The sequence below is a fragment of the Burkholderia sp. KL41 genome (assembly GCF_057005415.2).
The window spans coordinates 944,669-968,525 of the sequence record NZ_CM174446.1; the positions used below are offsets into that span (position 1 = coordinate 944,669).

Here is a 23,857-nt window from a genome sequence, read left to right on the forward strand (position 1 = left end):
ACTATATCACTTTGTGCTTCGACGCTTCGTCCAGGCCGGGCGGGTGCGTGAAACGGGCGCCCGCCGCATCACGAAGCATAGACACGGAAGCGGCGCACCGATAGCGATGGCCGATACCGGCCGCCGCCGCGCGTCCCGACGAACAGGCGTTTCGTCGTCCCGGCGAACGGGCGAACCCGCCCGCCCCCGCGTTTCGCTTACGCGTCGCCCTGCGTTTCCTTCAGGTGCTTGAGGTGCTTGTAGACCGTCGCGCGGCCCATCCCGAGCACATTCGCGACGTAGTTCGCCGCGCTCTTGCCGCGGAACGCGCCCTCCGCGTACAGCGCTTCGACGAGCTCGCGCCGGTGCTCGCGCGTGAGCCCGTTCAGCCCGACCTGCCGCTCGCGCAGCCAGCCGTGCAGGAACGTGTTGATGCGCTCCTGCCAGTCGTCGCGGAACAGCTCGTCCGGCTGCGCGACCACGCCCGCACCCTTGATGAACAGGTCGAGCGTCGCGCGCACCTCGTCGAACACCGCGATGTTGAAGTTGATGCACATCATCCCGGCCGGGTGGCCTTCGTCGTCGAACAGCACGTTGCTCACGCAGCGCATCCGCCGGCCGTCCCAGTTCAGCTTCTCGTACGGGCCGATCACGCGCTCGCGCGCGGAATGATCGATTTCCTCCAGCGCGGAATCGTCGCCGACCTCGCGCTTCGACAGGTTGTTCGCGAGATACAGCACGGTCTGGTCGTGCAGGTCGTGGATCACGACTTCCGCGTACGGGAAGAACAGCGCGGCGATACCGTCGGCGATCGGCGCATAACGGGTGAGCAGCAGGTCTTTGACGGGGGATTTCTTCTTGCGCATCGGTGTCGCCATCTCGGGTGGGCGGGGGCCGGGCGGCCCATCGGGCCGGCGAGGCGGCGTGCCGGTGGCCGGCATGCCCGTGCGCCCGCGCGCGGCCGCCGCGGCGGTTGCGCCATTGTATCGGCCCCGCGCTCGCGTGCCGCTCATGCGCGCGTCAGGTGCGCGTACAGCGCGTGCGCGATCGCGATGTCCTCGAGCCCGAGGCCGATCGAGCGGAAGAATGCGTGACGGGCATACGACGGTGCCGGGCAGGTGCCGGCGACGAGCGCGGGCAGGTCGCCGGCGATTCGCGCGGCTTCCCAGCCGTGCTCGGCCGTCGCGATCTGCATTTCGCCGGCGCTCGCGGGCGTCGTGTGCCGGTAGTCGCAGTACACGTCCATGCCGGGCAGCCAGGCGGGCGGGATCTCGTGCGCGCGCGCGACGTTCGTGCTGATCGACGTGACGAGCGCGGGGCGCGTGAGCATCCCGTCGCCGAGCACGGGCGTGCCCGACGACGTGCACAGCATCACGACGTCCGCGTCGCGCACGCAGGCTTCGACGCTCGCGGCGGCGCGTGCGCGCGGGTCGAGCTGCGCAAGCGCCGCCTGCTGCGCCGCGTCGCCGGCGAGCGCGGGCGAGTACACGCGGATCGTTTCCCAGTCGCGCAGTCCCGCGGTGTGCCGCAGGTGCGCGAGGCCGACCGCGCCCGCGCCGACGATCGCGAGATGGCGCGCGTTGCCCGGCGCGAGACAATCGACCGCGAGCGCGGTCGTGCCGGCCGTGCGCTCGACCGTCAGCAGGCCCGCATCGCACCACATCAGCGGCTGGCCCGTGCGCATCGACATCAGCGCGGTCCACGCGGTGACGATGGGCTTGCCGCCCGTCACGACATAAGGCGACAGCTTCGCGCCGAACACCTGCGCGTCGGCGAGCGCGCCCAGATACGTGATGAAGTCGCCGGCCTGCCCGGGAAACAGCGTGAGTGTTTGCGGCGGCTGCACCGCGCGCGCCGCGGCGAGCGACGCGAACATGCTGCGCAGCGTGCCGAGCACGTCGAGCGACGGCAGGGCCGCGCGCACCGCGGCTTCGTCGACGGTCAGCGGCAGGGTCGGGGCGGTTTGCGTCATGAGGACATCTCCGGTCGGGGCCGGACTGGACTGTCTCGATCGACGTGTCCGGCAGTGTTCGTGATGGACGAAAAGTCTAATATAGACAAACGAAATCGGGAGAATTTTTCTTTTCGAGACTTTGCGTCATCGCGGGATTCTGGAAAAACATCGAGAAATCAAGGGTGTTTTCGATGTCGGGAGAATTTCCGATGCCGCGTATCGGGGCACGATTCTCGTATCCCCTATAGTCTATAGTAGACTTTGAGTCTATATTTCGCGTGCAGGACACGACCCGCCGCCGCGTGGCGACCGCCTGCTTCGAATGCCGATCCGGCGCCCGGCCGCGGCCGTCGTGTACCGATCTTCATCGCCTCAATCCAGAACGGAAGGACCGTCATGAACTGGAAGCTCTCCCTCTGCGCCGCTGCGGCGCTCGCCTGTGCGGCCGTCACGGCCCACGCCGAACAGACCACGTTGCGCTTCGGGATCGAAGCCGCCTATCCGCCGTTCGAGAGCAAGACGCCGGCCGGTCAGCTGCAGGGTTTCGACGTCGACATCGGCAACGCGGTGTGCGCGAAGCTGAACATGAAGTGCGTGTGGGTCGAGAATTCGTTCGACGGCCTGATTCCGGCGCTGCAGGCGCGCAAGTTCGACGCGATCAATTCGGCGATGAACATCACCGCGAAGCGCAAGCAGAGCATCGACTTCACGCCGGCGATCTACGTGGTGCCGATCGTGATGGTCGCGAAGCACGGCTCGCCGCTGCGGCCCGACGTCTCGAGCCTGCGCGGCAGGCACGTCGGCGTGCTGCAGGGCTCGTCGCAGGAGGATTTCCTGAAGGCGCACTGGGCCAACGCGGGCGTGGCCGTCGTGTCGTACCAGGATCAGGACCAGATCTACGCCGATCTCGTCGCGGGTCGTCTCGACGCGGCCGTGCAGGAAGCGCAGACCGCGCAGGACGGTTTCCTCGACAAGCCGGCCGGCCGCGACTACCAGATCGTCGGCGAGCCGCTGAAGGATCCGGCGACGCTCGGCGAAGGCACGGGCTTCGGGATGCGCAAGAACGACAAGGCGCTGCAGGCGAAGATCGTCGGCGCGCTCGACGCGCTGAAGAAGGACGGCACGCTCGGCGCGCTGTCGCAGAAGTACTTCAAGCGCGACATCGTCGCGAAGTAATGACCGCCGCGCGTCGGCCGCCGGGCCGGTGCGTGCCGCATCGAATCTCGACGCAGTACGGGGAACCATGGATTTCGACGTCATCGTTCTGGGGGCCGGCATCGTCGGCGTGTCGTCGGCGCTGCATCTGCAGGATCGCGGGTTGCGCGTCGCGCTCGTCGACCGGCGTGCGCCCGGCGAGGAAACGAGCCACGGCAATGCGGGGCTGATCGAACGCTCGTCGGTCGTGCCGTACGCGTTTCCGCGCCGGCTCGGTACTTTGCTGCGCTATGCGCGCAATCGCTCGGTCGATCTCTACTGGGACTACCGCGCGCTGCCCGCGTATGCGGGCTGGCTCGCGCGCTTCTGGCGCGAATCGTCGCCGCAGCGGCTCGCGGCCGCCGCGCGCGACCTGCTGCCGCTCGTCGCGGCGAGCGTCGTCGAGCACGACGCGCTGCTCGCGCGTACCGATGCGCAGCCGCTCGTGCACGACGGCGGGTGGATCGAAGCGTTCCGGTCGCCCGCGCTGTTCGATGCGGAAGCGCGCGTGCAGCAGCGCGTGGCCGACGCGCACGGGCTGCGGATGACGGTGCTCGACGCACGTGCGTTGCGCGCGACGGAGCCCGGCGTCAGCGACGCGTTCTGCGGCGCATTCCACTGGCAGGACCCGAAGACCGTGTCGAGCCCGGGCGGGCTGACCAAGGCCTACGCCCGGTTGTTCGAGCGCGACGGCGGCACGTTCGTGCTCGGCGATGCCAAGACGCTCGTGCAGGTGGAGGACGGCTGGCAGGTCGGTACCGAACACGGGCCGATCTCGGCGCGCTCGGCGGTGGTCGCGCTCGGGCCGTGGTCCGATCACGTGTTCGCGCCGCTCGGCTACCGGATTCCGCTGCGCGCGAAGCGCGGCTACCACATGCACTACCGGCCGACGCGCGCGCCGTTGAACGTGCCCGTGTGCGATACCGAGGAAGGTTTCGTCGTCGCGCCGATGGAAGGCGGCCGGCTGCGGCTCACGACCGGCGTCGAGATCGCGCTGCGCGGCGCACCGCCGACCGGCGTGCAGCTCGCGCGTGCGGAGCCGCTGGCGCGCGACGCGTTCGGCATCGGCGAGCGGCTCGATCCCGAGCCGTGGCTCGGGATGCGGCCGTGCACGCCCGACATGCGCCCGGTGATCGGGCCCGCGCCGCGCCATCGCCACCTGTGGTTCGCGTTTGGCCATTGTCACCACGGGCTCACGCTCGGCCCTGCGACCGGGCGCCTGCTCGCCGAAATGATGACGGGCGCGCCGACCTATATCGATCCCCATCCGTACCGGCCCGCACGCTTCGGCTGATCCGGCGGCGCGCGCGGCCTCGCGCGCGCGCCGGTTGCGACGCGGCCTTTACAATGTTTCATTCTGCTATCCGGATTACCGGAAATCGCGCAATCGGAAATGATCTGCGTAATCGGAAAGAAAGATGATCGCCAAATAAAGAAAATAAGCAAATCGGCGATTTATCAATGCATTTTCATTTTGCTGAAATGTGTAATCGGCCGCCGTTCGTGACGGTCTGATGCACCGCGCCGCCAGCGCGTTCCGGTGTTACGCGGAATGTACCGGAACACGTTACCACGGGGCTCGCAAACGTTACGTTACATCCGTTCTCCGCAGTCCTTTTTCATCAGATGATTGCGATGCCGGGGTCGTGCTTTTCGTCTGAAATCGATTAAAAAAGCGTTATTGCGCGCCAATAGACAGACGAATCAATCCGGTTTTTCGAATTGGCACACTTCGTGCAATCCGTCCCCATGCTTTATCAACGTTGTGCCAACCGAGATGGGGAAAAACAAAGATGGGACACAATCTGAAATTGACGGGTGCAGCGCTGTCGGTCGCGACGGTGTTCGGGGTACTGGCTTCGGGTTCCGCGGTGGCGGGGCCCCTTGATGGGCTGCCGATCCCGCAAGTGATCGTCAACCCGCCGACGAACAGCGTCTCGGTCGGGCTGGTCGCGACGGGGACGTCGCCGCTGGGTTCGGTCACCGTGGCGGCGGGCGGGGCGGGCGCGATCCAGACGTCCCTTGGCGATCCCGGCCAGGCACTGTCGGGCGCCGTGGGGGCGGTGACGGGCGCACTCGGCGGTGGCACCTTGCAGCCGCTTGCGCCGGTTCAGGGTGTGGTGAACCAGGTGACGGGTGCGCTGAGCGGCGGCAACCCGGCTGGCGCGTTGACGGGGGCACTCGGTACGGTGACCGGTGCGCTGGGCAATGTCGGTGGTGGCGCGAATCCGCTGGCGCCGGTTCAAGGTGTCGTCAATCAAGTCACGGGCGCGCTCGGCGGTGGTAACCCGGCCGGGGCGTTGACGGGGGCACTCGGCACGGTGACCGGTGCGCTGGGCAATGTCGGCGGCGGGGCGAATCCGCTGGCGCCGGTTCAAGGTGTCGTCAATCAAGTGACGGGCGCGCTCGGCGGTGGCAATCCAGCTGGTGCGTTGACGGGTGCACTCGGTACGGTGACCGGTGCGCTAGGAAATGTCGGTGGTGGCGCGAATCCGCTGGCGCCGGTTCAAGGTGTCGTCAATCAAGTGACGGGCGCGCTCGGCGGTGGTAACCCGGCTGGGGCGTTGACGGGGGCACTCGGCACGGTGACCGGTGCGCTGGGCAATGTCGGTGGTGGCGCGAATCCGCTGGCGCCGGTTCAAGGCGTCGTCAATCAAGTGACGGGCGCACTGGGCGGTATCGGCGGCGGTTCGTACCCGCTGGGGGCGGTTCAAGGCGTCGTCAATCAAGTAACGACTGCGCTCAATAACGGCAACCCGGCCAGTGCATTGACGGGTGCGCTCGGTACCGTGGCGGGTGAGCTCGGTGCTGGCAATCCGGCCGGCACGGTAACCGGTGCAATCGGCAACGTGACGGGGGCGCTCGGCGCATTGGGCGCTATCGGCGGCGGCAATCCCGCGGGTGCGCTGACCGGCGCACTGAACACGGCGACCGGGACGCTAAGCAACGCACTCGGTACCGCAACGGGTGCGCTCGGCAGCGGCAACCCGGCAGGCGCGCTGACCGGCGCACTCGGTACGGTCACGGGCGCACTGGGCGGCATCGGCGGCGGCTCGAACCCGCTGGCCCCGGTGCAAGGTGTCGTGAACCAGGTCACCGGCGCACTCGGCGGCGGCAACCCGACCGGCGCGCTGACCGGCGCGCTCGGCACGGTGACGGGTGCACTGGGCGGCATCGGCGGCGGTTCGAACCCGCTGGCCCCGGTGCAAGGTGTCGTGAACCAGGTCACCGGCGCACTCGGCGGCGGCAACCCGACCGGCGCGCTGACCGGCGCGCTCGGCACGGTGACGGGTGCACTGGGCGGCATCGGCGGCGGCTCGAACCCGCTGGCCCCGATCCAGAACGTCGTCGACCAGGTCACCGGTACGCTCGGCAGCGGCAACCCGGCCGGCACGCTGAGCAACGCGGTCAACACGATCACGGGCACGCTCGGCAACGTCGGCGGCGCGGGCAGCCCGCTGGCGCCGGTGCAAGGTGTCGTCACGCAGCTCGCGGGCACGCTCGGCGACTCGAATCCGCTGACGCCGGTGCAAGGCGTCGTGAATCAGGTCGTCGGCACGCTGTCCGGCGCCGGCGGCGGCAGCCCGATCGCGCCGATCACGAACCTCGTCAACGGCCTGCAGAACGCGCTGCCGACGGGCGGCAATGCGGCTGGTGCGCTGACCGGTGCACTCGGCTCGGTGACGGGCGCACTCGGCAGCCTCGGCAGCCTCGGTGGCTCGAATCCGCTGGCACCGGTGCAGGGTGTCGTGAACCAGGTCGTCGGCACGCTGGGCAACAGCAATGCGGTCGGCACGGCCACGAACGCACTGGGTAACGCGGTCGGCTCCGTCGTGGGCGCACTCGGCAACCTCGGCGGCACGAACCCGCTGGCGCCGGTGCAGGGCGTCGTGAACCAGGTGGTCGGCACGCTCGGCAACCTCGGCGGGTCGAACCCGCTGGCGCCGGTGCAAGGCGTCGTGAACCAGGTCGTCGGCACGTTGTCGGGCGCGGCGGGCAACAACCCGATCGCACCGATCACGAACCTCGTGAGCGGCCTGACGGGCGGCAGCAACCCGGCCGGCGCACTGACCGGTGCGCTCGGTTCGGTGACGGGCGCACTCGCGAACGGTCCGGTGGCCCTCGGGCAGGCGGCCGGCGCGCTGTCGGGCGCGGCCGGTTCGACGGCAGCGGCGGGCGGCAGCCTGCTTGGCTCGGGCGCGAATGCGGCCGGCGGCACGGCGGGTGCGGTTGGCTCGCTGCTGACGACGGGCGGCAACGCGACGGCGACGGTCGTCAACGCGGTCGGCACGACGGTGGGCACGGCGCTCGGCTCCGCGCCGGGCCTGTCGGTCACGCCGCATTCGGGCAACAGCGCGCCGGGCAACCCGCTCGCACCGGTGTCGTCGCTGCTCCAGTCGCTGACGGGCGCACTGCCGAAGTAATCGGCCGGACACGCACGGCGGCGCGAGATCGGCCGCCGTGCGCAACGGGTCGCGCAACGCGGCATGACAGGGATGTCATGCCGCGTTGTCCTTTTTGGGGCGCGCTTTGTTTCGTCACATGAACGGCCGCGGCCGGCGCGCGTCGGCCGACGCGGAATAATCGGCCTCCTTCGTCCGTTTACATACCGAATCCCGGCAGCGCCGGCCGGCGGGATAATGGTCGTGACGAAGCCGATCGTCCCTGCCGGTGCCGCCGTGTCGCGATGCCGTGCCAAGGAGAAAGGACATGAAACGGATACTCGTTGCCGCCGCGCTGACGGCGGCTATCGTGCGGCCGGCCGCCGCGGAACCGCCCCGTGCCGGCGACGGCAAACTGGTCGACGAAGATCACATGACGCTCTACGTGTTCGATCGCGACGCGCCCGGCAAGAGCGCGTGCGACAGCGCGTGCGCGGCCAACTGGCCGCCCGCGCTCGCCGACGCGTATGACAAGGCCGTGGGTGCGCTGAGTCTCGTCGCGCGCGACGACGGCCGCAAGCAATGGGCGTATCGCGGGCGCCCGCTGTATCGCTGGAAGCAGGATCGCAAGCCCGGCGACGCGGGCGGCGACGGGATCGGCGGCATGTGGCACGTTGCGCGCCCGTGACCGTGTGGCGGTGCGCGAGGCATCCTGATGAGCTATGAATCGGATCTGCTGGTGTGGCTGCCGCATCTCACGCGCTATGCGCGCGCGCTGACGGGCGACCGCGCCTGGGCGGACGATCTCGTGCAGGACACGCTCGAGCGTGCGCTGAACCGCCCGCCGCGCGATGGCGGCAACCTGCGCGCGTGGCTGCTGACGCTGCTGCGGCACCGCTTCATCGACCAGTTGCGCGCGCGGCACGAGATCGCGGTCGACGATGCGACGGCGCCGTGGCAGACGATGGCCGCGCCGGCCGGCGAGATCGGCGGGCTGGTGCTGCGCGACGTGCAGCGCGCGCTGTACCGGCTGCCGGTCGAGCAGCGCGAGGTGTTGCTGCTGGTCGCGCTCGAGGAGTTGAGTTATCGCGATGCCGCACAGGTGCTCGGGGTCCCGGTGGGAACGGTGATGTCGCGCCTCGCACGGGCGCGCGGGCAGATGCGCGCGATGCTGTCGGACGAGCCGTCGGCGCACGGCACGCCCGCGTTACGGGTGATCGGGAAGACATGATGGACGAACCGCGCAAACCTTCGAACGACGAGCGGGACGACGATGCGTCGGCGCAACTGCTGTCCGCATTGCTGGACGGCGAGCTGTCCGGGCGCGAGCGAAACGAGATGCTCGAGCGGGTGCAGGCCGATCCGGAGGAGGCCGAACGATTCGCGCATTACCGGGCGCAGCGCGACGCACTGCAGGCGCTGTTTCCGCTGCCGGGTGCCGCGCCCGCGCTGTTCGTGCAGCGCCGCGCGCCGCGTCGGCGCGGGATCGCCTATGCGCTCGCGGGGCTCGCGGCCGGGCTGCTGATCGGCATCGCGCTGCACGCGGGCTGGGTCGCGCTCGACAGCGAACCGGCGTTCGCCGCGCGCGCGGATGTCGCGTACGCGACGTACGTGGCCGATCGCGAACATCCGGTCGAAGTCGGAGCAGGCGACTCGCAACGCCTCGCCGGGTGGCTGTCCGCGCGTCTCGGGCGGCCCGTGCGCGCGCCGTCGCTCGACGAATACGGCTACGCGCTGCTCGGCGGCCGGCTGCTCCCGGGCGACGCGGGGCCGGCCGCGCAACTCATGTACCAGCGCGCGGACGGCGAGCGCGTGACGCTGTACATGACGGCCTACGACGCACGGCGCGTCGCACCGCGGGCGATGTCGGCCGGCGACCGCTACACGTATTTCTGGTCGGATCGCGGGATGGGTTACGCATTGTCCGGCCAGGGCGATGAACGGCGCCTGCGCGAACTCGCGATCGAAGCGTGCGGTGAGCTCGGCGGCCAGACCGACGCGTGGAAGGGGTGACGCGCGCGGCGCCGCTACGGAGCACGCGATGAAGATGACGATGACGAAGGGGCTCGTGCTGATCCCGATGCTGGCGGCACTCGCCGCGGGCACCGCGCTTGCCCGGGCGGAGGGTGACGCACCCGTGCGCGTGCCCGTCGACGCCGACGGCGTGCAGCGGGTCGCGATCGTCGGCGGCAGTTATTTCTTCCGACCGAACCACGTGATCGTGCGGGCGCACGTGCCGGTCGAGCTGACCGTGTCGGCCGAGCCCGGCCTGGTGCCGCACAGCTTCGAAATCGATGCGCCGCAGGCCGGCATCGTGGTGCACATGGACCTCGGCACGACGCCGAAGACGTTTCGCTTCACGCCGGCGCAGCCGGGCCGGTTCGCCTACTATTGCACGCATCGGCTGCTGTTTTTCAGCAGCCATCGCGAGCGCGGGATGGAAGGCGTGCTCGATGTCGAGGCGGCGCCGTGATCGCCGCGTTGCTGGCCGCGAGCCTGATAGGAGCGAGCATGACCGCCGATCCCGTGACCGTCGCGCAGGCGCATTTCGACCACGTCCGCTCGTACCGCGCGACGATCCGCTCGTCCGCGCGCAGCGGCGAACATACGGAATTCCGTTACGCGTACCTGAAACCGGGCTTCGTCCGGATGGATTTCGTGTCGCCGCATCACGGCGCGGTGCTCGCGTACGATCCCGGCGACGGCAAGGTGCGGCTGCGCCCGTTCGGCGCGCATGCACCGCCCGCGCTGACGCTGTCGCCGTCCAATCCGCTCGTGCGCGACCGCAGCGGCCACCGGGTCGACCGGTCCGACGTCGGCGAGCTGTTGCGCAACGTTCACGCGCTGCAGGAGGGCGGCTCGACGGTGACCGAAGGCGAGGAGGCCGTCGGCGGCCGGACCGCGCTGCGTGTGTCGGTCACGGGCGCGCCCGCGCATGCGGTCGACGGCGTGCATCGCTACCGGCTGTGGCTGGATACCGAGGACGGTTTTCCGCTGAAGGTCGTCAGCTTCGCGGACGATGGCGACGTGCCGCTCGAAACCGTGACGCTCGACGACGTCGAGATCGACGTCGCGTTTCCCGAACGCTTCTTCGCGCCCTGAGCGGTGCACTGACTCATGCCCCTGACGGGCATGCCGGAGGCTGCATGGCGGAATACCGGTTCTCGACGACCTGGCACGTGGACGCGCCGCTCGCGGCGGTGTGGGACGCGATCTACCAGGTCGACCGCTGGCCCGACTGGTGGAAGGGCGCCGTGCGTACCGTCGAGATCGAACCGGGCGACGTGCGCGGCGTCGGCGCGCTGCACCGGTACACGTGGAAGGGCGCGCTGCCGTACCGGCTGACCTTCGACATGCGCGTGCGACGCGTCGAGCCGCGTCATGCGCTCGAAGGCCGCGCGAGCGGCGCGATCGAGGGCGACGGATGCTGGTCGTTCGCCGCCGACGGCGCGCGCACCATCGTGCGCTACGACTGGCACATCCGCACGCACGTGCGCTGGATGAACCGGCTGGAGCCGCTGGGTCGGCCGCTGTTCCGATGGAATCACGACGTCGTGATGCGCGAAGGTGCGAAGGGGCTCGCGCGGCTGCTGGGCGTGGCCGTCGAGACGGACGGCCGGATTTTCCGGCCGTTGCCGGATGCGGGTTGCGCCGATGCCTGAACGTGCGTGAACGCGTGTAAAAGCGCCGAACGCCGAACGCCGAACGCCGAACGCCGAACGCCGAACGCCGAACGCCGAACGCCAACCGCCAACCGCCAACCGCCAACCGCCAACCGCCAACCGCCAACCGCCAACCGCCAACCGCCAACCGCCAACCGCCAACCGCCAACCGCCGCGCCGCTCAGCGCGCGTACGCCATCACCGCGCCATCCACCACCAGCGCGACACGTTCGCCCACGGCCGGACACCGGTGTCCCGGCACGCGTGCGCGCACGAGCACGTCGGGATCGGTATCGAGGCGCACGACCACGTCGGCATCCTGGCCCGCGAACTGCGTGGCTTCGACGCGCGCCGTATGGCCGCGCGCGGCATCGGCCTGCGTGACCGGCACGATGCCGATCTGCTCGGGGCGCAGCATCGCGTCGGCCGGCCCGTCGGGCAACGGCGCGACGAGCGGCAGTTCGCCGAGCGCGCAGGCGATGCGCACGCTGCGCACGCGGCCGGCGAGCAGCACGGCCTGCCCGACGAACGACGCGACGTCGCGCGTGACCGGCTGCCGGTACAGCGTCTGCGGCGCGGCCGTCTGTACGAGGCGGCCGTGCCACATCACCGCCACTTCGTCGCCGAGCGTCATTGCCTCGGGCTGGTCGTGCGTGACGAGCACCGATGTCGCGCCCGCCGCGGCGAGCGCATCCGCGACCGCGCTGCGCGTTTCGTGGCGCAGCGACGTGTCGAGCGCGGAGAACGGTTCGTCGAGGATCACGAGCGACGGCTCCGGCGCGAGCGCGCGGGCGAGCGCGACGCGCTGCTGCTGGCCGCCCGACAGTTGCTGCGGCGCGCGGCTCGCATACGATGCGGGCAGCCCGACCATCTCGAGCAGTTCGTCGACGCGATGATGGCGCCGCCGCGCCGCGCGCGGCAGCCCGAACGCGATGTTGTCGGCCACCGACAGATGCGGAAACAGCGCACCTTCCTGCGGCACGTAGCCGATCCGGCGTGCCTCGGGCGGCAGGTGCAGGTCGGGCGCGGCCACGCGGCGCCCGTCGATTTCGACGGTGCCGCGCTCGGCGCGCTCGAAGCCGCACAGCACGCGCAGCAGGGTGGTCTTGCCGCTGCCGGACGGGCCGAGCAGCGCGAGGCGCGAACCGCGCCGCACCGTGAGGTCGATGTCGTGCAGGACGGTATGCGATCCGAACGATTTGGACAGGCCGTGGATGCGTAGTTCGCTCATGGGCGGTTCCGGGGAAAAAGGGCGGCGCTCAATCGCGCACCGACGCGCGGCCGAGCAGCAGGAACAGCAGTCCCGATGCGCCGAGCGACAGCGCGACGAGCAGCGCCGCATAGGGCGCCGCGGCGGCGAACGCGAGCGTCGCCGTATCGCTCCACACCTGCGTCGCGAGCGTGCGGGTGCCGATGGGCGACAGCAGCAGCGTCGCGTTGAGTTCCGTCACGACCGAGATGAACACCATCGTCGCGGCCGCGCCGAGGCCGGGTGCCGCGAGCGGCAGCACCACGCGCGTGAGCGTCGCGCGCCAGCCGAGGCCGAGCGAGCGCGCGGTTTCCTCGAGCCGGACCTGCACGTGCGACAGCGCGGCGCGCACGCTGACGACCGCGAGCGGCAGGAACAGGATCGCGTACGCGGCGACGAGCGCGGGTGCACTCTGGTAGAGCGGCTGCAGCAGCCGCACCGTGATCGACACGATCGCCAGCGCGACGACGATGCCCGGCACGCCCTGCACGGTCATCGCCGTGCGCTCGAGGAGGGTGGCGACGCGGCCCGGATAACGGACCAGCAGGAACGCGAGCGGCAGCGCGAGCAGCGTCGTGACGGCCGCCGCCATCAGGCCGTAGCCGGACGACGCGAGTGTGGCCTGCCACAGCAGCTCGGGCGACACGTCGGCCGGCGTGACGGCGGCCGCGCCCTGTTGCGTGAGCCAGTAGCCGATCATCGCGAGCGGCACGCCGAGCGTCGCGGCCGCGAGCGCGGCGAACGCGACGGTGACGGGGCCGCGCAGGTTGCCGAGCGGATAACGCATCGCGACGCGGCGTGCGGCGCGGTGCGTATGACCGTAGCGCGCATGGCCGCGTGCGCGAGCCTCGATCGCGAGGCACAGCAGGCACAGCGCGATCAGCACGCAGCCGAGCAGCGATGCGCCGCCGCCGTCGAACGCGGTGCGGTATTCCGCATAGATCTCGGTCGTGAACGTGCGAAAGCGCAGCAACTGGAATGCGCCGAACTCGGACAGCACACCGAGCGCGACGAGCAGCATCCCGCCGCACAGCGCGGGGCGCAGCTGCGGCAGCACGACGCGGAAGAAGGTATGCCACGGCGAGCAGCCGAGCGTGCGCGCGCTTTCCTCCAGTGCGGGGTCGAGTTCGCGCAGCGCGGCGGCCACCGGCAGGTAGACGAGCGGGAAGTACGCGGAGGTCAGCACGATCAGCGCGCCGAGGAAATCCTGCAGGTCGAGGCTCAGCGACACCCACGCATAGCTCGTGATGAACGGCGGCACCGCGAGCGGCGCGGCCGCCAGCGCGGTCCACAGCGGCCGGGCCGGCAGGTCGGTGCGCTCGATGAACCACGCGAGCGACGTGCCGAGCAGCGTGCACGCGAGGGTCGCGGCGAGCGTGATCGACAGCGTGTTGACGAGCAACTCGCCGACGAGCGGGCGCCACAGCAGCTCGATCGCATCGTCGACGCCGAAGGTGGCCGCGCGGTACAGCGTGAAGCCGAGCGGCAACAGGATCGCGAGCGGCCCGCACGCGGCCGCGGCGACGAGCGCGCGCGACGGGCGCCGCCGGGTCGCGGTGCGCTCGCCGTCGCGCGCGGTGCGCGCCGTGCGGGACACGGCGTCGCTCATGCTCAGAGGAGGCCGGCCTGACGCAGCAGCTTGCCGGCCTGGCTGTCGTCGCCGAGCTGTTCGAACGTCAGCGCCGGCGGGCTCAGTTCGTTGAACGGTTTCAGGATCGGATCGGGAGCGACGCCCGGATGCAGCGGATACTCGAAGCTGACATGGCCGCCCGCCATCAGCTTCTGCGCACGCTCGCCGACGAGATACGCGACGAACTTCTGCGCTTCCGGCTGGTGCTTCGACGCTTTCAGCACCGCGGCGCCGGACACGTTGACGGCACCGCCGACGTCGCCGTGGCCGAAGTGGTGGATCGCGCTGCGCGTCGACTTGTCGCCGAGTTCGGCGTGCAGGCGGTCCCAGTAGTAGTTGTTGACGATGCCGGTCAGCACGCCGCCGCGGTTGACGGCCGCCGTCACGCCTTCGTCGTCGTCGAAGATCTGCGCGTTGGCCTTCAGGCCCTTCAGCCATTGCAGCGTCGCGGCCTCGCCATGCAGCGCGAGCACCGCGCTCACGAGCGGCAGGAAGTCCGCGTCGCTCGGCGCGACGCCGACCTTGCCCTTCCATTCGGGCTTCGCGAGATCGAGCAGCGACGCGGGCAACTGCTGCGGCTGGATTTTCGCGGTGTTGTAGACGAGCACGTTCTCGCGCGCGAGCACGCCGACCCAGTTGCCGTCGGCCGGGTTGAAGCGTGCGGGCACCGACTGCAGCGTGGCGCCGTCGGTCTTCGCGAACAGGCCCTTGCGGTCGAGCAGCACGAGCTCCGGCGAGTTTTCGGTGAAGTACACGTCGGCCGGCGTGCGGTCGCCTTCCGCGACGATCTGCGCGGCGAGCGCGGGGCCCTCGCCCGAGCGCACCTTCACGGTGATGCCGCTCTGCGCTTCGAAGTCCTTGACGAGCTGGTTCACGACTTGCTCGTGCTGCGCGTTGTACAGCGTGAGCGTCGCGGCATGCGTGCGGGTGGCGTGCAGCGCGCCGGTCAGCATCAGCGCGGCGGCCGCCGCGGAAATCAGGTGCCGCAGCGGGCGGCTAACGGGTGTAGTGATCATGTCGTTTTCAGCAGGTTGCATCCGGCCGGGCCGGAAAGGTGTGCGTTGGCGTGCGTGGCGCGACGTCATGCCTCGAACAGCGCGGCGCCGATGTACGAACCGGGTTGCGCGCCCGGCGGGCACGCGAAGATCGCGCTGCCGACGTGCGTGGTGAACTGGTTCATGATGTCCAGCTTCGAGAGCTTCTCGTTGATCGGAATGAAGCCCTTGCGCGGGTCGCGCTGGTGCGCGACGAACATCAGCCCCGCGTCGTACTCGGTCTGCTGGCGCCACGGCGGCCAGCGTTCGATGTAGAAGCTCGTGCTGTCGTTGTACGAGTACGCGCGGCGCAGGATCTGCGCGCCGTTGTTGACCTGCGGCGATGCGAGGCGCGCGTGCGAGTTGTCGGGGATCACCGGGTTGCCGTCCTTGTCGGCCGCGTCGAGGTCGAGCGCCTCGAACTCGTGCTTCCGGCCGAGCGGCGCGCCGCTGTACTTATGGCGGCCGACCACCTGTTCCTGGAAACCGAGCTCCGTGTTGTCCCAGTGTTCGAGCGTGATGCGGATCCGGCGCACGACCGTGTAGGTGCCGCCGTTCATCCATGCCGGGCCTTCGCTGCCGGCCCACACGAATTCGTTCATCGCGGCCGGGTCGGACATCGGCGGATTCATCGTGCCGTCCTTGAAGCCCATCAGGTTGCGCGGCGTCTCGCCGGGCTTGCCCGACGTGAAGCCGGCCTGGCCCCAGCGCATCTGCGTTGCGTTCGCGCCGAGCCGCACGAGCTGGCGCACGGCGTGGAACGCGACCTGCGCGTCGTCCGCGCATGCCTGGATGAACAGGTCGCCGCCGGTTTTCTCGGGCAGCAACTGGTCGCCGTTGAAACGCGGCAGGTCGACGAGCGCGGCGGGGCGATGCTTCGCGAGGCCGTAGCGGTCCTTGCCCGCGAGCGCGAACAGGCCGGGCCCGAAGCCGAACGTGATGGTCAGGCGCGCGGGGCCGAGGCCGAGTGCGTCGCCCCCGTCGGCCGGCGCGACTTCGTCGCCGCCCGTCGCGGCGAGCGGTTGCGCGGTGTCGCCGCGTGTCATCCGCGCGGCGGCGTCGGTCCAGGTCTTCAGCAGTGCGACGACGTCCGCGCGCTGCGCCGTCGTCAGGTCGAGCGCCGCGAAATACGCGTGGCGCTGCTGCGGCGTCGCGATGCCGCTCTGGTGCTGGCCGTAGAACGGCTCGACGCCGTCGTGCGCGGGGGCCGGTGCGGCGGCGGGGGCATCCGCCGCCTTCGCGGCCGGCATCGACGCCGCCGCGAGGCCGGCGGCCACCGCGGCGCCGCCCGCCTTCAGGAAGCCGCGCCGTGCGGGGCGGGGCGGCTGGTTGTGATCGTCTGCCATGGTTCGTTCCGTTACTTCGCGAGCAACAGCGTGTTGACGTCGTCCGCGACGTAGTAGAAGCCGTCGCCCTCGGGCGTCATCGCGATGCCGAACAGGTTGCCGTTGCCGGGGGGCGACTGTGCCTTGTCGGTGTTGATCCAGCGCGCGTAGAGCTGCTTGCCGGCGACCGGGTCGATCTCGACGACCTGGCCGTTCTGCGCGTTGGTCGCGAGCAGGTGGCCGTTCGGTGCGGTCGCGAGCGCGAGCGGGCGGCGCAGGAAGCCGTCGGCGGTGACCTGGCGGCCGACGCCCGCGCTGGTGTCGCGCGTGAGCGGATCGTCGATCTCGACGATCCGGTTGCCGATCGCGTCCGACACGTACAGCTTCTTCTGGTCGCCGGACAACGCGAGGCCGGTCGGGCCGACCAGGAACACGCCCTTGTCGGCCTGCGCGCCGAGGCCGCTCGCGACGACCGTTTCCTGCTTGATCACGGGCGGCTTGCCCGCCGGCACGTCGAGATCGAGGCGCAGTACAGTCGCCTGCTTGTAGACGGGCGGGTTGCCGTCCGCGCGGCCGACGCCGAAGCCGGCCATGCTGACGAACAGCGTCGCGCTGTCGCCGCGGTCGACCACGGCCATGTTGCCCCACGGGTCGTTGATGTTCGGGGTCGACCACGTCGATGCGATCTTGCCCTGCGGATCGAGTACGATCAGGCAGCCGGCCCCCTTGGTGTTCGTCGTGCCGTCGTTGCTCGGCGTGCTGCCGACGATCACCCAGCCGGATTTGAGCATCGTCATCGCCGTCGACAGGCCGATGCCGCCCGGGCACGCCTTCAGGTCCCGCGGGATCGATGCGAACAGGCTCAGCTGCTTCGTCGACGGGCGGTAGTCGACGATCGTGCTGCCGGTACCTTGCAGGTTCGCCGAGTTGTTGAAGTTGTCGACGAGCACGTCGCCCGCCTGGATCGTGCCGGCCGACACCGGCGCGACCGCGATCGCGTACGGGTTCTGGTCGCCGTTGTCGGGCACCGTGTTGACGAGCGTGGTGTGGCGATGCAGCGTCTCGAGGAAACCTTGCGGCTCGGCGAGTGCGCCGGCGGCGGCCGTCAGTGCGGCGGCGGCCAGTGCGCCCGTCGCGAGGCGGCGAAGCGGGGCGGATTGAATCATGTGAATCTCCTGGAGGGCGCGCCGTCCGGGCGGCGCGCGAAAAACGGGTAGCGTGGGCGCGTCGCTCAGAACGTGATCGTCGTTCGCGCGCCGAGCACGAACGTGTTGCGCAGCGGCTGCGTCGCGTCGCTCGGGTTCTGGCCGGCGCCCGCGTTGAACGTGTACTGCGCGTCGGCCTGGACGATCCACCACGGGTTCACCTGGTACTGGTAGGTCGCCTCGAGCGTCGTCTCGCGGGTGCGCACGCCGTACGGGCCGGTCGCGAACGTTCGCGCGGCCTGGTCGAGGTCGGTCACGTGGTTGCCGACCTGGATGTACGTGACGCCGAGGCCGACGCTGTCGTTGTCGCGGCCTTCGAACGGCGCCTTCAGCACGATCCCCGCATTGGCCGAGAAGCTCACCAGGTTGCGGTCGCCCGGCGCACCCATCACGCGCGCGAACACGCCGAGGCTGCGCGGGCCGGTCGGGTCGGGGCGCCAGATCATCTGGTCGGCCACCGCGTAGAAGCTGTAGTCGCCGTGGCGCAGCTGCGCGTTGCCGTTCGACGCGGGATCGGAGAGCGACAGCCCGTCGGTGCCCACGTTCTGGTCCGCGAAGCGGCCGTTGTGATACCAGACGCCGATCTTGTAGGTGCCCGGCAGCCCGTTCGAGCGGCCGGTGTCCATTTCGCCGTCGGACGGCTGGTTCAGCGCGTACTGCAGCTCGCCGATATAGAGCGTGCCGTTGTGCACGTTGAAGTTGGTGCCGCTGAGGTTGTTCGGGTTGTTGCCGAGCGGGTCGCCGTCGAACACGCCCGCGAGCGCGGTGAGCTTCGGCGTGATCTGCGCGCGCACGCGCACGCCGAGGCCCGCGAGCGGATACGCGGGGCCGCCGTTGGGCAGGTCGTACGACGGCAGCGCGGGCCAGCCGAACATCGTGTTGACGAACGTGTTCGCATACGTGCTGACCATGAATTCCTGGTCCAGGCTCTGCTGGCCGATCTTCACGTCGACGCGCTTGTCGAGGAACGACTGCTGGTACCACAGCTCCCACAGGCGCGTCGTGCCCTGCGCCTCGATGCCGCTCGCGGTGTTGAGCGTGCCGAGGTTCCGCGCGCTCAGGTTGGTGCCGTGGATCTGCAGCGCGCTGACGTTGAACGTGCCGCCGGCCAGGCCGATCGCCTTCTGCGTGTCGACCGTCAACGTGGCCGTCGTCAATCCGTCGTAGGCGCCGCCGCGGTTCAGGCCGCCGCGCAGGTTCGCGAGGTATTCGCTGGTTTCGGTGATCTGCAGTGTCGCGCCGTACTTGCCGAGCCACGGGCGGATGCCGCCCATGTCGCCGAGCAGGCTCTGGCGCGTCCAGATGCCGGTCCACATGTTGGTCGGCTTCGCCTGGATCGAGAGGTCGGCTTCGGGTGCTTCGGGTTGTGCGTCGACGGGTACGTCGGCGAAAGCGGCGCCGCTCGCGAACGACGCGCATGCAAGGATGGCCGCGCAGGCGGCGGGGCGCATCCGGGCACGGACGCTGTCTCCCTGGAACGACGCAAACTTCATATCAAATCCATGGTTTTAATTAGTGTGGAGTCCTGCTTGTCGGCCGCTGTCCGGACGCTCGGCTCCGATTGGCCGGCGCACGAAGAAAAGCGCAACGCGGCGCATCGTAGGAGTGTCAAATGGGAAAGTCAATGTAAACGAGAATGATTCGCATTAAATTACCGAATGTAATCCAGAGGCTTACGGACAGGGCGTTTGGCGTGTTTAGTGCAGAGGTAAACCGTAAATATCGGCGTAATGAAAATGAATGCTTGGATGCGAGTCGATGGATCTGCGCGGTGGGGCGCGCGAGGCATCCGGCTGGTGCCGGAGGGGGCGTGTCAGCGGACGGAAGCGGTGCCGTTAGGGAAGTTTTTGTGTGATGACGTCGATCGCAGGAACTCCGTGCTTTCCCGGTGTCCCGACGGGGCTGGATGAGATTTCTGGGCCGCGCGGGCCTGCCGGCCTGGCCCGCGGGCGCTCCTCAGGGTTTGCGTTGTTAAGGGATTATTTGTCGTATTCGTGCGGGTTCCGGCGGCTGACGTCGAGGCTCGTTCAGATCCGGACGGCCCTGTTGTCGAAGCAAGGCTTCCGGACGAGGCACGCTTCCGTCGTTGAGTCGATGGTTCGCACGATTTTGAATGGCCGGTTCTCGCAGGCCGGTGACGGTGATCGCCGAAGGCCGCAAATGCCTCCCTCTTTCTGGATGTGACAATCGTTCAAATCTTGCCGTGTGCGGACGCGTACCATCGTCAATGCTCTGTTACCGGAGCACTTCCCCTCGGATTTGACGCCAAGCTCACGCTTGGCTTTTTTCTGATCGAGGTTTTTTGCGGGGCAGGATGTTTTCGGACGGCATCCGGTCACGACCGATCTCTGGATAACGTTTGTTCAACGACGGCTCGAGGTCTGGTTGAATTTTCAAACTGACACGTCGACGTTGGAAGGGCCCCCGGAAATCGCCGGTCTTCGACGCGTGCCCCATGCAACGCCGGCAAATCGGCATTGAGGCGGTAATGGATATCCAGCGTCCATCTTCCGGGTCCGAACTGCGCTGCGGAACGTTCACTGCTGTGGACTGCTGATCGGGGTTGCCGTGGAATCGAATCTTGAAGATATCCAGTTGTGCTATGACAAGGCCATCGAGGCTTATCACGCTGGCCAGCCTGAACGCGCTCTTCGGTTGGTCGAAGACGTTCTGAAGGAGTACCCGTCAAGCGGTGATGTCCTGCATCTGAGAGGGCTGATCGCTCTGTCGTTGAATGACGTTGAGGAGGCCGAGGACTGGTTCAAACGGGCTATTGATGTGTCTCCTGATGCCACTTTCTACAACAGCCTGAGCGTGACGCAAGTCCGATTGAACGCGTTTCCTCAGGCGGCAGCAAGCGCGCGAAGCGGTCTGGCGTTTGCCGAAGATCATCAGCCGGATCTGGACACTTCGAAGCTGCTGTATAACTTGTTTATGGCCTTGGATCTGGATGACAAGCCGGAAGACGCCCGTGATATTTGCCGACGCATGATCGAACGTTATCCAGCGCGTCCGGATGCTCATAGCAATCTGGGCGTGAGTTTCTACCAGTTAGGAAAAATCGATCTGGCGATCAATGCGTATCGTCAAGCAATCAAGTTGAATCCAAACCATCTCGTAGCTCACGCCAATCTCGGATATGCATTGCTTTGCACCGGCGACTATGGGGAAGCGTGGCCACATTTCGAACACCGATGGGCAACCATTCGAGAGGGCGATTCGCCTTCAGGGATCAAGCCTCCTGCTATTTCGATCCGTCGGTGGCTGGGGCAAGCGCTACCGCCAGGCGAAAACCGCCTGCTCGTTTTTGCCGAGCAGGGCTTTGGCGATACGCTGCAATTTTGCAGATATCTCGAAATGGCCCTCGGACATTTCACGGCAGTTGGATTCCTATGCCCGAAACCGCTGCGCCGGTTGATGACCGATTCATTCTGCTCCCGGTGGCCGAATCTGACGCTGCTCGAAGACAAGCCATTCAACGCGCTTCGATGGGACTGGTATTGCCCGCTCCTGTCGATGCCCATGGCCTTCGGAACGCGAGTAGACAACATTCCCGCCAACTTGCCATATTTGCACGCTGATCGGCGACGATCGCGAAAATGGTCATCGAAAGTGGCAACCTTGTTACCAGGGACTTTGCCTCGCATCGGGGTGGTCTGGGCGGGAGGGCATTTGGCCATGCCCGAAGATCGACGGCGCAGTATCAACCTGGAGACGATGGCGCCATTGCTCGCGTGGCCTGGTGCGCACTGGATCAGTCTGCAGAAGGCAGAAGACATTTCGAAAGCGTTGCCCCACGAGAAGTACCCGCATGTAGTCGACTGGATGCACGAGGTGAGGGATTTTGCCGATACCGCGGCCCTCATCGACACACTGGATCTTGTCATTTCAGTCGACACTGCGGTCGCTCATCTTGCGGCAGCCATGGGTAAGCGCGTTTGGTTACTGAACCGATACTCGGGGTGCTGGCGCTGGTTGCGCAATCGTGAAGATAGTCCGTGGTATCCCGGCATGCGAATCTTTACCCAAACCACGCGCGGAAATTGGTCCGAGGTAATCGAGCGCGTCTTGTCCGAACTGGAGCTCAACGCTACGGCTTTGTCGGCCGAGAGGGCGCATCGGCGCGACTAGTCGACCAAGTGGAGCAAGCGGAACCGTCTCTTGTGCCATTCCGGCGGGCGGTTTTCGGGGGGGGGCAGGCGACCGTGCCGGGCGACGCGAACGCGTGAATCGTCGAGAGTCCGCTCCAATCTGATGATGCTTCGGTATCTTGGGTGAAGTCGAGTTCTTGGAATATTAATCTGCATTCCTGATAGTTTGAGTGTCAAGAAATTGAAGCTGACCTATTCCCCGAAGATCAACGAAGAACCTCTTTATAGGCAACAAGATGCGTTCGGGGATCGTCGAAAGGCTCGGTTTGCCGTCGCGACTCGAGATAGCCAACGACCAATGCGCCTCGTCATGCCAACGGCAACTTCATCGCGATCCACGGCATCAAGGGCGTTGCGACCGTCACCAGGACGCATTCCGTGGCCGGCCATCGGGCGATCGAATCGCGTCGAGCCTTTCGGGTGTGATTCGAGCGTCCATGCACGTTCGCCCGTGCGGCTCGATTGGCGCATTCGGTCAAACGATGCAGGGGGAGGCGCAGAAATGAATAAGGCAATGCTCGGAATGTGCGGACTTCTGATCTGCGGGCTTGTCGTGACGCTGGTGGTTGTCCTCGAAACGGCACCGAAACCGCGGGCGAAAATCACGCAGGTCGCGGCCAAGCCGGTGAAGGTGAGGTGAGGATGCGTGTCCTGTTGACATTGTGGGGGAGCGCGATTGCGCTGGCCGTCTGCGTGGCCTGGCTAGCCGATCGCCCCAAACATGGTGAGCTCATGCCCCTTGCGGCTCGACTGATTCAAGGTTCGACGAAGCCGGTGACCAGGCCGCCGCGCGAGCAGGCTCGGTAACGGCGGTTCGTGCAGTCCCCCGTGCCGGTCACGATCGTACCGATGCCAGAAGCGACGTTCCGATGTGAGGTTGAAAAATGCAACACTCCCTGTATCGAATTCTGAGCGTCACGGCGTTCGCCTGGAAATTGGCGGTACCCGCTGAGAGGGTAACCATCGGCAACGGCGCTTCGATCAACGATGCCGGCTGCCGTATCGTGCAACCAGCACATGGTTTGCGCAGCGGTCAGGGTGACACCATTTCCTGACTGCAAGCCCTCGGTGTTCACCCGGCAGGAACGCAGCTTGACAGCCCCTCGGTCACGTAGGTTGTCTTTGGCGCGGGTAACGGCAGCCGCTATTCTGCATCGTGCGTGAGGTTGGGATCGAGCAACTCCAGCCGATAACCGTGATTGTAGACAGCGCGAAGTCGAACACCGTTTTCGGGGCCGATTCGCAACTTCGATCGCACACGATAGATATGCGTATCGAGCGTTCGAGAAATATGGTCGCTATGGCGGCCCCATATCGACTTGATCAATGCTTCTCTTGGCATCGCGCGGCCACAGTTTTGAAACAGGGCGACGGCGACGTTGAATTCTCTCGATGTCAGTTTGATCGGCTCATCGCTCAGGAATGCGGTTTCGGTCACGAGGTCCAGACGATAACGCCCAATGTTGATCGATGTTGGCGTTGCGTTCACTGGATAGGCCCGCCGCAGGAGCGCGCGTACTCTTGCGATCAGTTCATGGCGACGAACGGGCTTGACCATATAGTCGTCGGCACCTGCATCGAGCGCAATGACAAGCTGCTCCTCGCGCACTCGATTCGTCAGGAACAACACGGGGAGATCTCTGCCCACTCGCGCACGAATCCAGGCGAGGACTTCCAGTCCGGAAATATCCGGCAGGTTCCAGTCGAGCACAACCAGATTGAAGTTGTCGGTTTCGAGGAGGCGTATGGCTTCCGCACCCCGTGTGGCGCCTCGGACATCGAACCCTTCGGCGATCAGGGAATCGCGGATGAACGCCGCCTGTGCTGGCTCGTCGTCAACGGCAAGAATCTTCATTGGCACCATTTTTATCGTGTCGTTTAAATCCGGGAATACCCTCGTGCATGGGGTGGTTTGGTGACCGGATTTAACTGAAAGTAAATTGAAACAATATGCCTGGGCCTCGTGCGCCTGGATGGCATGACTGATTTGCGAAATAGAGTGGCATTTTTTGGCTGTTTTTTTGTCAACTTTTATGAACGGAATAAATTCTGGGGCGTGATTGATTCGTGACAAATGTTGTCAATTTCGATT

General features: G+C 67.4%; 21 protein-coding genes. 12 read left to right on the forward strand and 9 right to left on the reverse strand.

Features of this window, described 5'->3' with window-relative positions; genetic code table 11:
- Nucleotides 1-197: 197 nt before the first annotated feature.
- Together PQB87_RS04470 and PQB87_RS04475 are read right to left on the reverse strand one after the other, a co-directional pair.
- Nucleotides 198-992 (reverse strand): helix-turn-helix transcriptional regulator, encoded by a 795-nt coding sequence (locus PQB87_RS04470; protein WP_027788230.1) that lies wholly within the window; start codon nt 990-992, stop codon nt 198-200.
- The gene (locus PQB87_RS04475; protein WP_059685064.1) at nt 989-1,951 is read right to left on the reverse strand and encodes an ornithine cyclodeaminase family protein; all 963 of its coding nucleotides are present in this window, start codon (nt 1,949-1,951) and stop codon (nt 989-991) included. Before PQB87_RS04475 ends, PQB87_RS04470 begins: the two co-directional genes overlap by 4 nt.
- Before the next feature lie 378 nt (nt 1,952-2,329).
- Between PQB87_RS04475 and PQB87_RS04480 the strand changes: the two genes are divergently transcribed.
- The 9 genes from PQB87_RS04480 (at nt 2,330) to PQB87_RS04520 (ending at nt 11,171) form a co-directional block, all read left to right on the forward strand.
- Entirely contained in the window at nt 2,330-3,109 is a 780-nt protein-coding gene (locus PQB87_RS04480; protein WP_489242626.1) for an ABC transporter substrate-binding protein, read from the forward strand.
- Between the two features lie 67 nt (nt 3,110-3,176).
- Nucleotides 3,177-4,421 carry an NAD(P)/FAD-dependent oxidoreductase gene (locus tag PQB87_RS04485; protein WP_420483036.1) on the forward strand — a complete coding sequence of 415 codons (1,245 nt, stop codon included), beginning with the start codon at nt 3,177-3,179 and terminating at the stop codon, nt 4,419-4,421.
- A gap of 499 nt (nt 4,422-4,920) precedes the next feature.
- Complete coding sequence (locus PQB87_RS04490) at nt 4,921-7,551, forward strand: beta strand repeat-containing protein (RefSeq protein WP_489242627.1); 2,631 nt, start codon at nt 4,921-4,923, stop codon at nt 7,549-7,551.
- 286 nt (nt 7,552-7,837) lie between these two features.
- Nucleotides 7,838-8,197, forward strand: coding sequence for a COG4315 family predicted lipoprotein (locus PQB87_RS04495; protein WP_059492614.1), 360 nt, complete (start codon nt 7,838-7,840; stop codon nt 8,195-8,197).
- Between the two features lie 27 nt (nt 8,198-8,224).
- Nucleotides 8,225-8,740 carry a sigma-70 family RNA polymerase sigma factor gene (locus tag PQB87_RS04500; RefSeq protein ID WP_027788224.1) on the forward strand — a complete coding sequence of 172 codons (516 nt, stop codon included), beginning with the start codon at nt 8,225-8,227 and terminating at the stop codon, nt 8,738-8,740.
- Nucleotides 8,737-9,522, forward strand: coding sequence for an anti-sigma factor family protein (locus PQB87_RS04505; RefSeq protein ID WP_174414710.1), 786 nt, complete (start codon nt 8,737-8,739; stop codon nt 9,520-9,522). The genes PQB87_RS04500 and PQB87_RS04505 overlap by 4 nt, the downstream gene beginning before the upstream one ends.
- A 28-nt stretch (nt 9,523-9,550) precedes the next feature.
- On the forward strand, nt 9,551-9,982 hold the full coding sequence (locus PQB87_RS04510; protein ID WP_489242628.1) for a quinol oxidase: 432 nt from the start codon (nt 9,551-9,553) through the stop codon (nt 9,980-9,982).
- Nucleotides 9,979-10,611 (forward strand): LolA family protein, encoded by a 633-nt coding sequence (locus PQB87_RS04515; RefSeq protein WP_027788221.1) that lies wholly within the window; start codon nt 9,979-9,981, stop codon nt 10,609-10,611. Before PQB87_RS04510 ends, PQB87_RS04515 begins: the two co-directional genes overlap by 4 nt.
- 44 nt (nt 10,612-10,655) lie before the next feature.
- Nucleotides 10,656-11,171 (forward strand): SRPBCC family protein, encoded by a 516-nt coding sequence (locus tag PQB87_RS04520; protein WP_489242629.1) that lies wholly within the window; start codon nt 10,656-10,658, stop codon nt 11,169-11,171.
- Nucleotides 11,172-11,352: 181 nt separating this feature from the next.
- Here the strand turns inward: PQB87_RS04520 and PQB87_RS04525 are convergent, their stop codons facing one another.
- The 6 genes from PQB87_RS04525 to PQB87_RS04550 all read right to left on the reverse strand — a co-directional run bounded on the left by PQB87_RS04525 (nt 11,353) and on the right by PQB87_RS04550 (nt 19,107).
- Nucleotides 11,353-12,402, reverse strand: a complete 1,050-nt coding sequence (locus PQB87_RS04525) for an ABC transporter ATP-binding protein (RefSeq protein ID WP_489242630.1) — start codon at nt 12,400-12,402, stop codon at nt 11,353-11,355.
- Nucleotides 12,403-12,430: 28 nt separating this feature from the next.
- Nucleotides 12,431-14,029, reverse strand: a complete 1,599-nt coding sequence (locus tag PQB87_RS04530; protein WP_489242631.1) for an ABC transporter permease — start codon at nt 14,027-14,029, stop codon at nt 12,431-12,433.
- A gap of 2 nt (nt 14,030-14,031) precedes the next feature.
- A complete protein-coding gene (locus PQB87_RS04535) occupies nt 14,032-15,066 on the reverse strand; it encodes an iron ABC transporter substrate-binding protein (RefSeq protein ID WP_489242632.1) in 1,035 nt (344 codons plus the stop codon).
- Between the two features lie 65 nt (nt 15,067-15,131).
- Nucleotides 15,132-16,430 carry an iron uptake transporter deferrochelatase/peroxidase subunit gene (efeB, locus tag PQB87_RS04540; RefSeq protein ID WP_489242633.1) on the reverse strand — a complete coding sequence of 433 codons (1,299 nt, stop codon included), beginning with the start codon at nt 16,428-16,430 and terminating at the stop codon, nt 15,132-15,134.
- 11 nt (nt 16,431-16,441) lie between these two features.
- Nucleotides 16,442-17,575 carry a hypothetical protein gene (locus PQB87_RS04545; RefSeq protein WP_059621502.1) on the reverse strand — a complete coding sequence of 378 codons (1,134 nt, stop codon included), beginning with the start codon at nt 17,573-17,575 and terminating at the stop codon, nt 16,442-16,444.
- Between the two features lie 65 nt (nt 17,576-17,640).
- Nucleotides 17,641-19,107, reverse strand: a complete 1,467-nt coding sequence (locus tag PQB87_RS04550) for a carbohydrate porin (protein ID WP_489242634.1) — start codon at nt 19,105-19,107, stop codon at nt 17,641-17,643.
- Between the two features lie 1,075 nt (nt 19,108-20,182).
- On the opposite strand from PQB87_RS04550, the gene PQB87_RS04555 reads away from it, so the two are divergent.
- The 3 genes from PQB87_RS04555 (at nt 20,183) to PQB87_RS04565 (ending at nt 22,820) form a co-directional block, all read left to right on the forward strand.
- Entirely contained in the window at nt 20,183-21,745 is a 1,563-nt protein-coding gene (locus tag PQB87_RS04555; RefSeq protein ID WP_222156254.1) for a tetratricopeptide repeat protein, read from the forward strand.
- A 522-nt stretch (nt 21,746-22,267) separates the two neighbouring features.
- Nucleotides 22,268-22,405 (forward strand): hypothetical protein, encoded by a 138-nt coding sequence (locus tag PQB87_RS04560; RefSeq protein WP_155627520.1) that lies wholly within the window; start codon nt 22,268-22,270, stop codon nt 22,403-22,405.
- Nucleotides 22,406-22,649: 244 nt separating this feature from the next.
- Complete coding sequence (locus tag PQB87_RS04565) at nt 22,650-22,820, forward strand: hypothetical protein (protein ID WP_155627521.1); 171 nt, start codon at nt 22,650-22,652, stop codon at nt 22,818-22,820.
- 89 nt (nt 22,821-22,909) lie between these two features.
- Here the strand turns inward: PQB87_RS04565 and PQB87_RS04570 are convergent, their stop codons facing one another.
- On the reverse strand, nt 22,910-23,839 hold the full coding sequence (locus PQB87_RS04570; protein ID WP_226160915.1) for a response regulator transcription factor: 930 nt from the start codon (nt 23,837-23,839) through the stop codon (nt 22,910-22,912).
- Between the last annotated feature and the right edge of the window lie 18 nt (nt 23,840-23,857).

Coding starts and splice junctions, on each gene's coding strand:
- PQB87_RS04470 (WP_027788230.1), bottom strand. CDS start 992: ATGAGCGGCACGCGAGCGCGGGGCCGATACAATGGCGCAACCGCCGCG.
- PQB87_RS04475 (WP_059685064.1), bottom strand. CDS start 1,951: ATGACGCAAACCGCCCCGACCCTGCCGCTGACCGTCGACGAAGCCGCG.
- PQB87_RS04480 (WP_489242626.1), top strand. CDS start 2,330: ATGAACTGGAAGCTCTCCCTCTGCGCCGCTGCGGCGCTCGCCTGTGCG.
- PQB87_RS04485 (WP_420483036.1), top strand. CDS start 3,177: ATGGATTTCGACGTCATCGTTCTGGGGGCCGGCATCGTCGGCGTGTCG.
- PQB87_RS04490 (WP_489242627.1), top strand. CDS start 4,921: ATGGGACACAATCTGAAATTGACGGGTGCAGCGCTGTCGGTCGCGACG.
- PQB87_RS04495 (WP_059492614.1), top strand. CDS start 7,838: ATGAAACGGATACTCGTTGCCGCCGCGCTGACGGCGGCTATCGTGCGG.
- PQB87_RS04500 (WP_027788224.1), top strand. CDS start 8,225: ATGAGCTATGAATCGGATCTGCTGGTGTGGCTGCCGCATCTCACGCGC.
- PQB87_RS04505 (WP_174414710.1), top strand. CDS start 8,737: ATGATGGACGAACCGCGCAAACCTTCGAACGACGAGCGGGACGACGAT.
- PQB87_RS04510 (WP_489242628.1), top strand. CDS start 9,551: ATGAAGATGACGATGACGAAGGGGCTCGTGCTGATCCCGATGCTGGCG.
- PQB87_RS04520 (WP_489242629.1), top strand. CDS start 10,656: ATGGCGGAATACCGGTTCTCGACGACCTGGCACGTGGACGCGCCGCTC.
- PQB87_RS04525 (WP_489242630.1), bottom strand. CDS start 12,402: ATGAGCGAACTACGCATCCACGGCCTGTCCAAATCGTTCGGATCGCAT.
- PQB87_RS04530 (WP_489242631.1), bottom strand. CDS start 14,029: ATGAGCGACGCCGTGTCCCGCACGGCGCGCACCGCGCGCGACGGCGAG.
- PQB87_RS04535 (WP_489242632.1), bottom strand. CDS start 15,066: ATGATCACTACACCCGTTAGCCGCCCGCTGCGGCACCTGATTTCCGCG.
- efeB (WP_489242633.1), bottom strand. CDS start 16,430: ATGGCAGACGATCACAACCAGCCGCCCCGCCCCGCACGGCGCGGCTTC.
- PQB87_RS04545 (WP_059621502.1), bottom strand. CDS start 17,575: ATGATTCAATCCGCCCCGCTTCGCCGCCTCGCGACGGGCGCACTGGCC.
- PQB87_RS04550 (WP_489242634.1), bottom strand. CDS start 19,107: ATGAAGTTTGCGTCGTTCCAGGGAGACAGCGTCCGTGCCCGGATGCGC.
- PQB87_RS04560 (WP_155627520.1), top strand. CDS start 22,268: ATGAATAAGGCAATGCTCGGAATGTGCGGACTTCTGATCTGCGGGCTT.
- PQB87_RS04565 (WP_155627521.1), top strand. CDS start 22,650: ATGCAACACTCCCTGTATCGAATTCTGAGCGTCACGGCGTTCGCCTGG.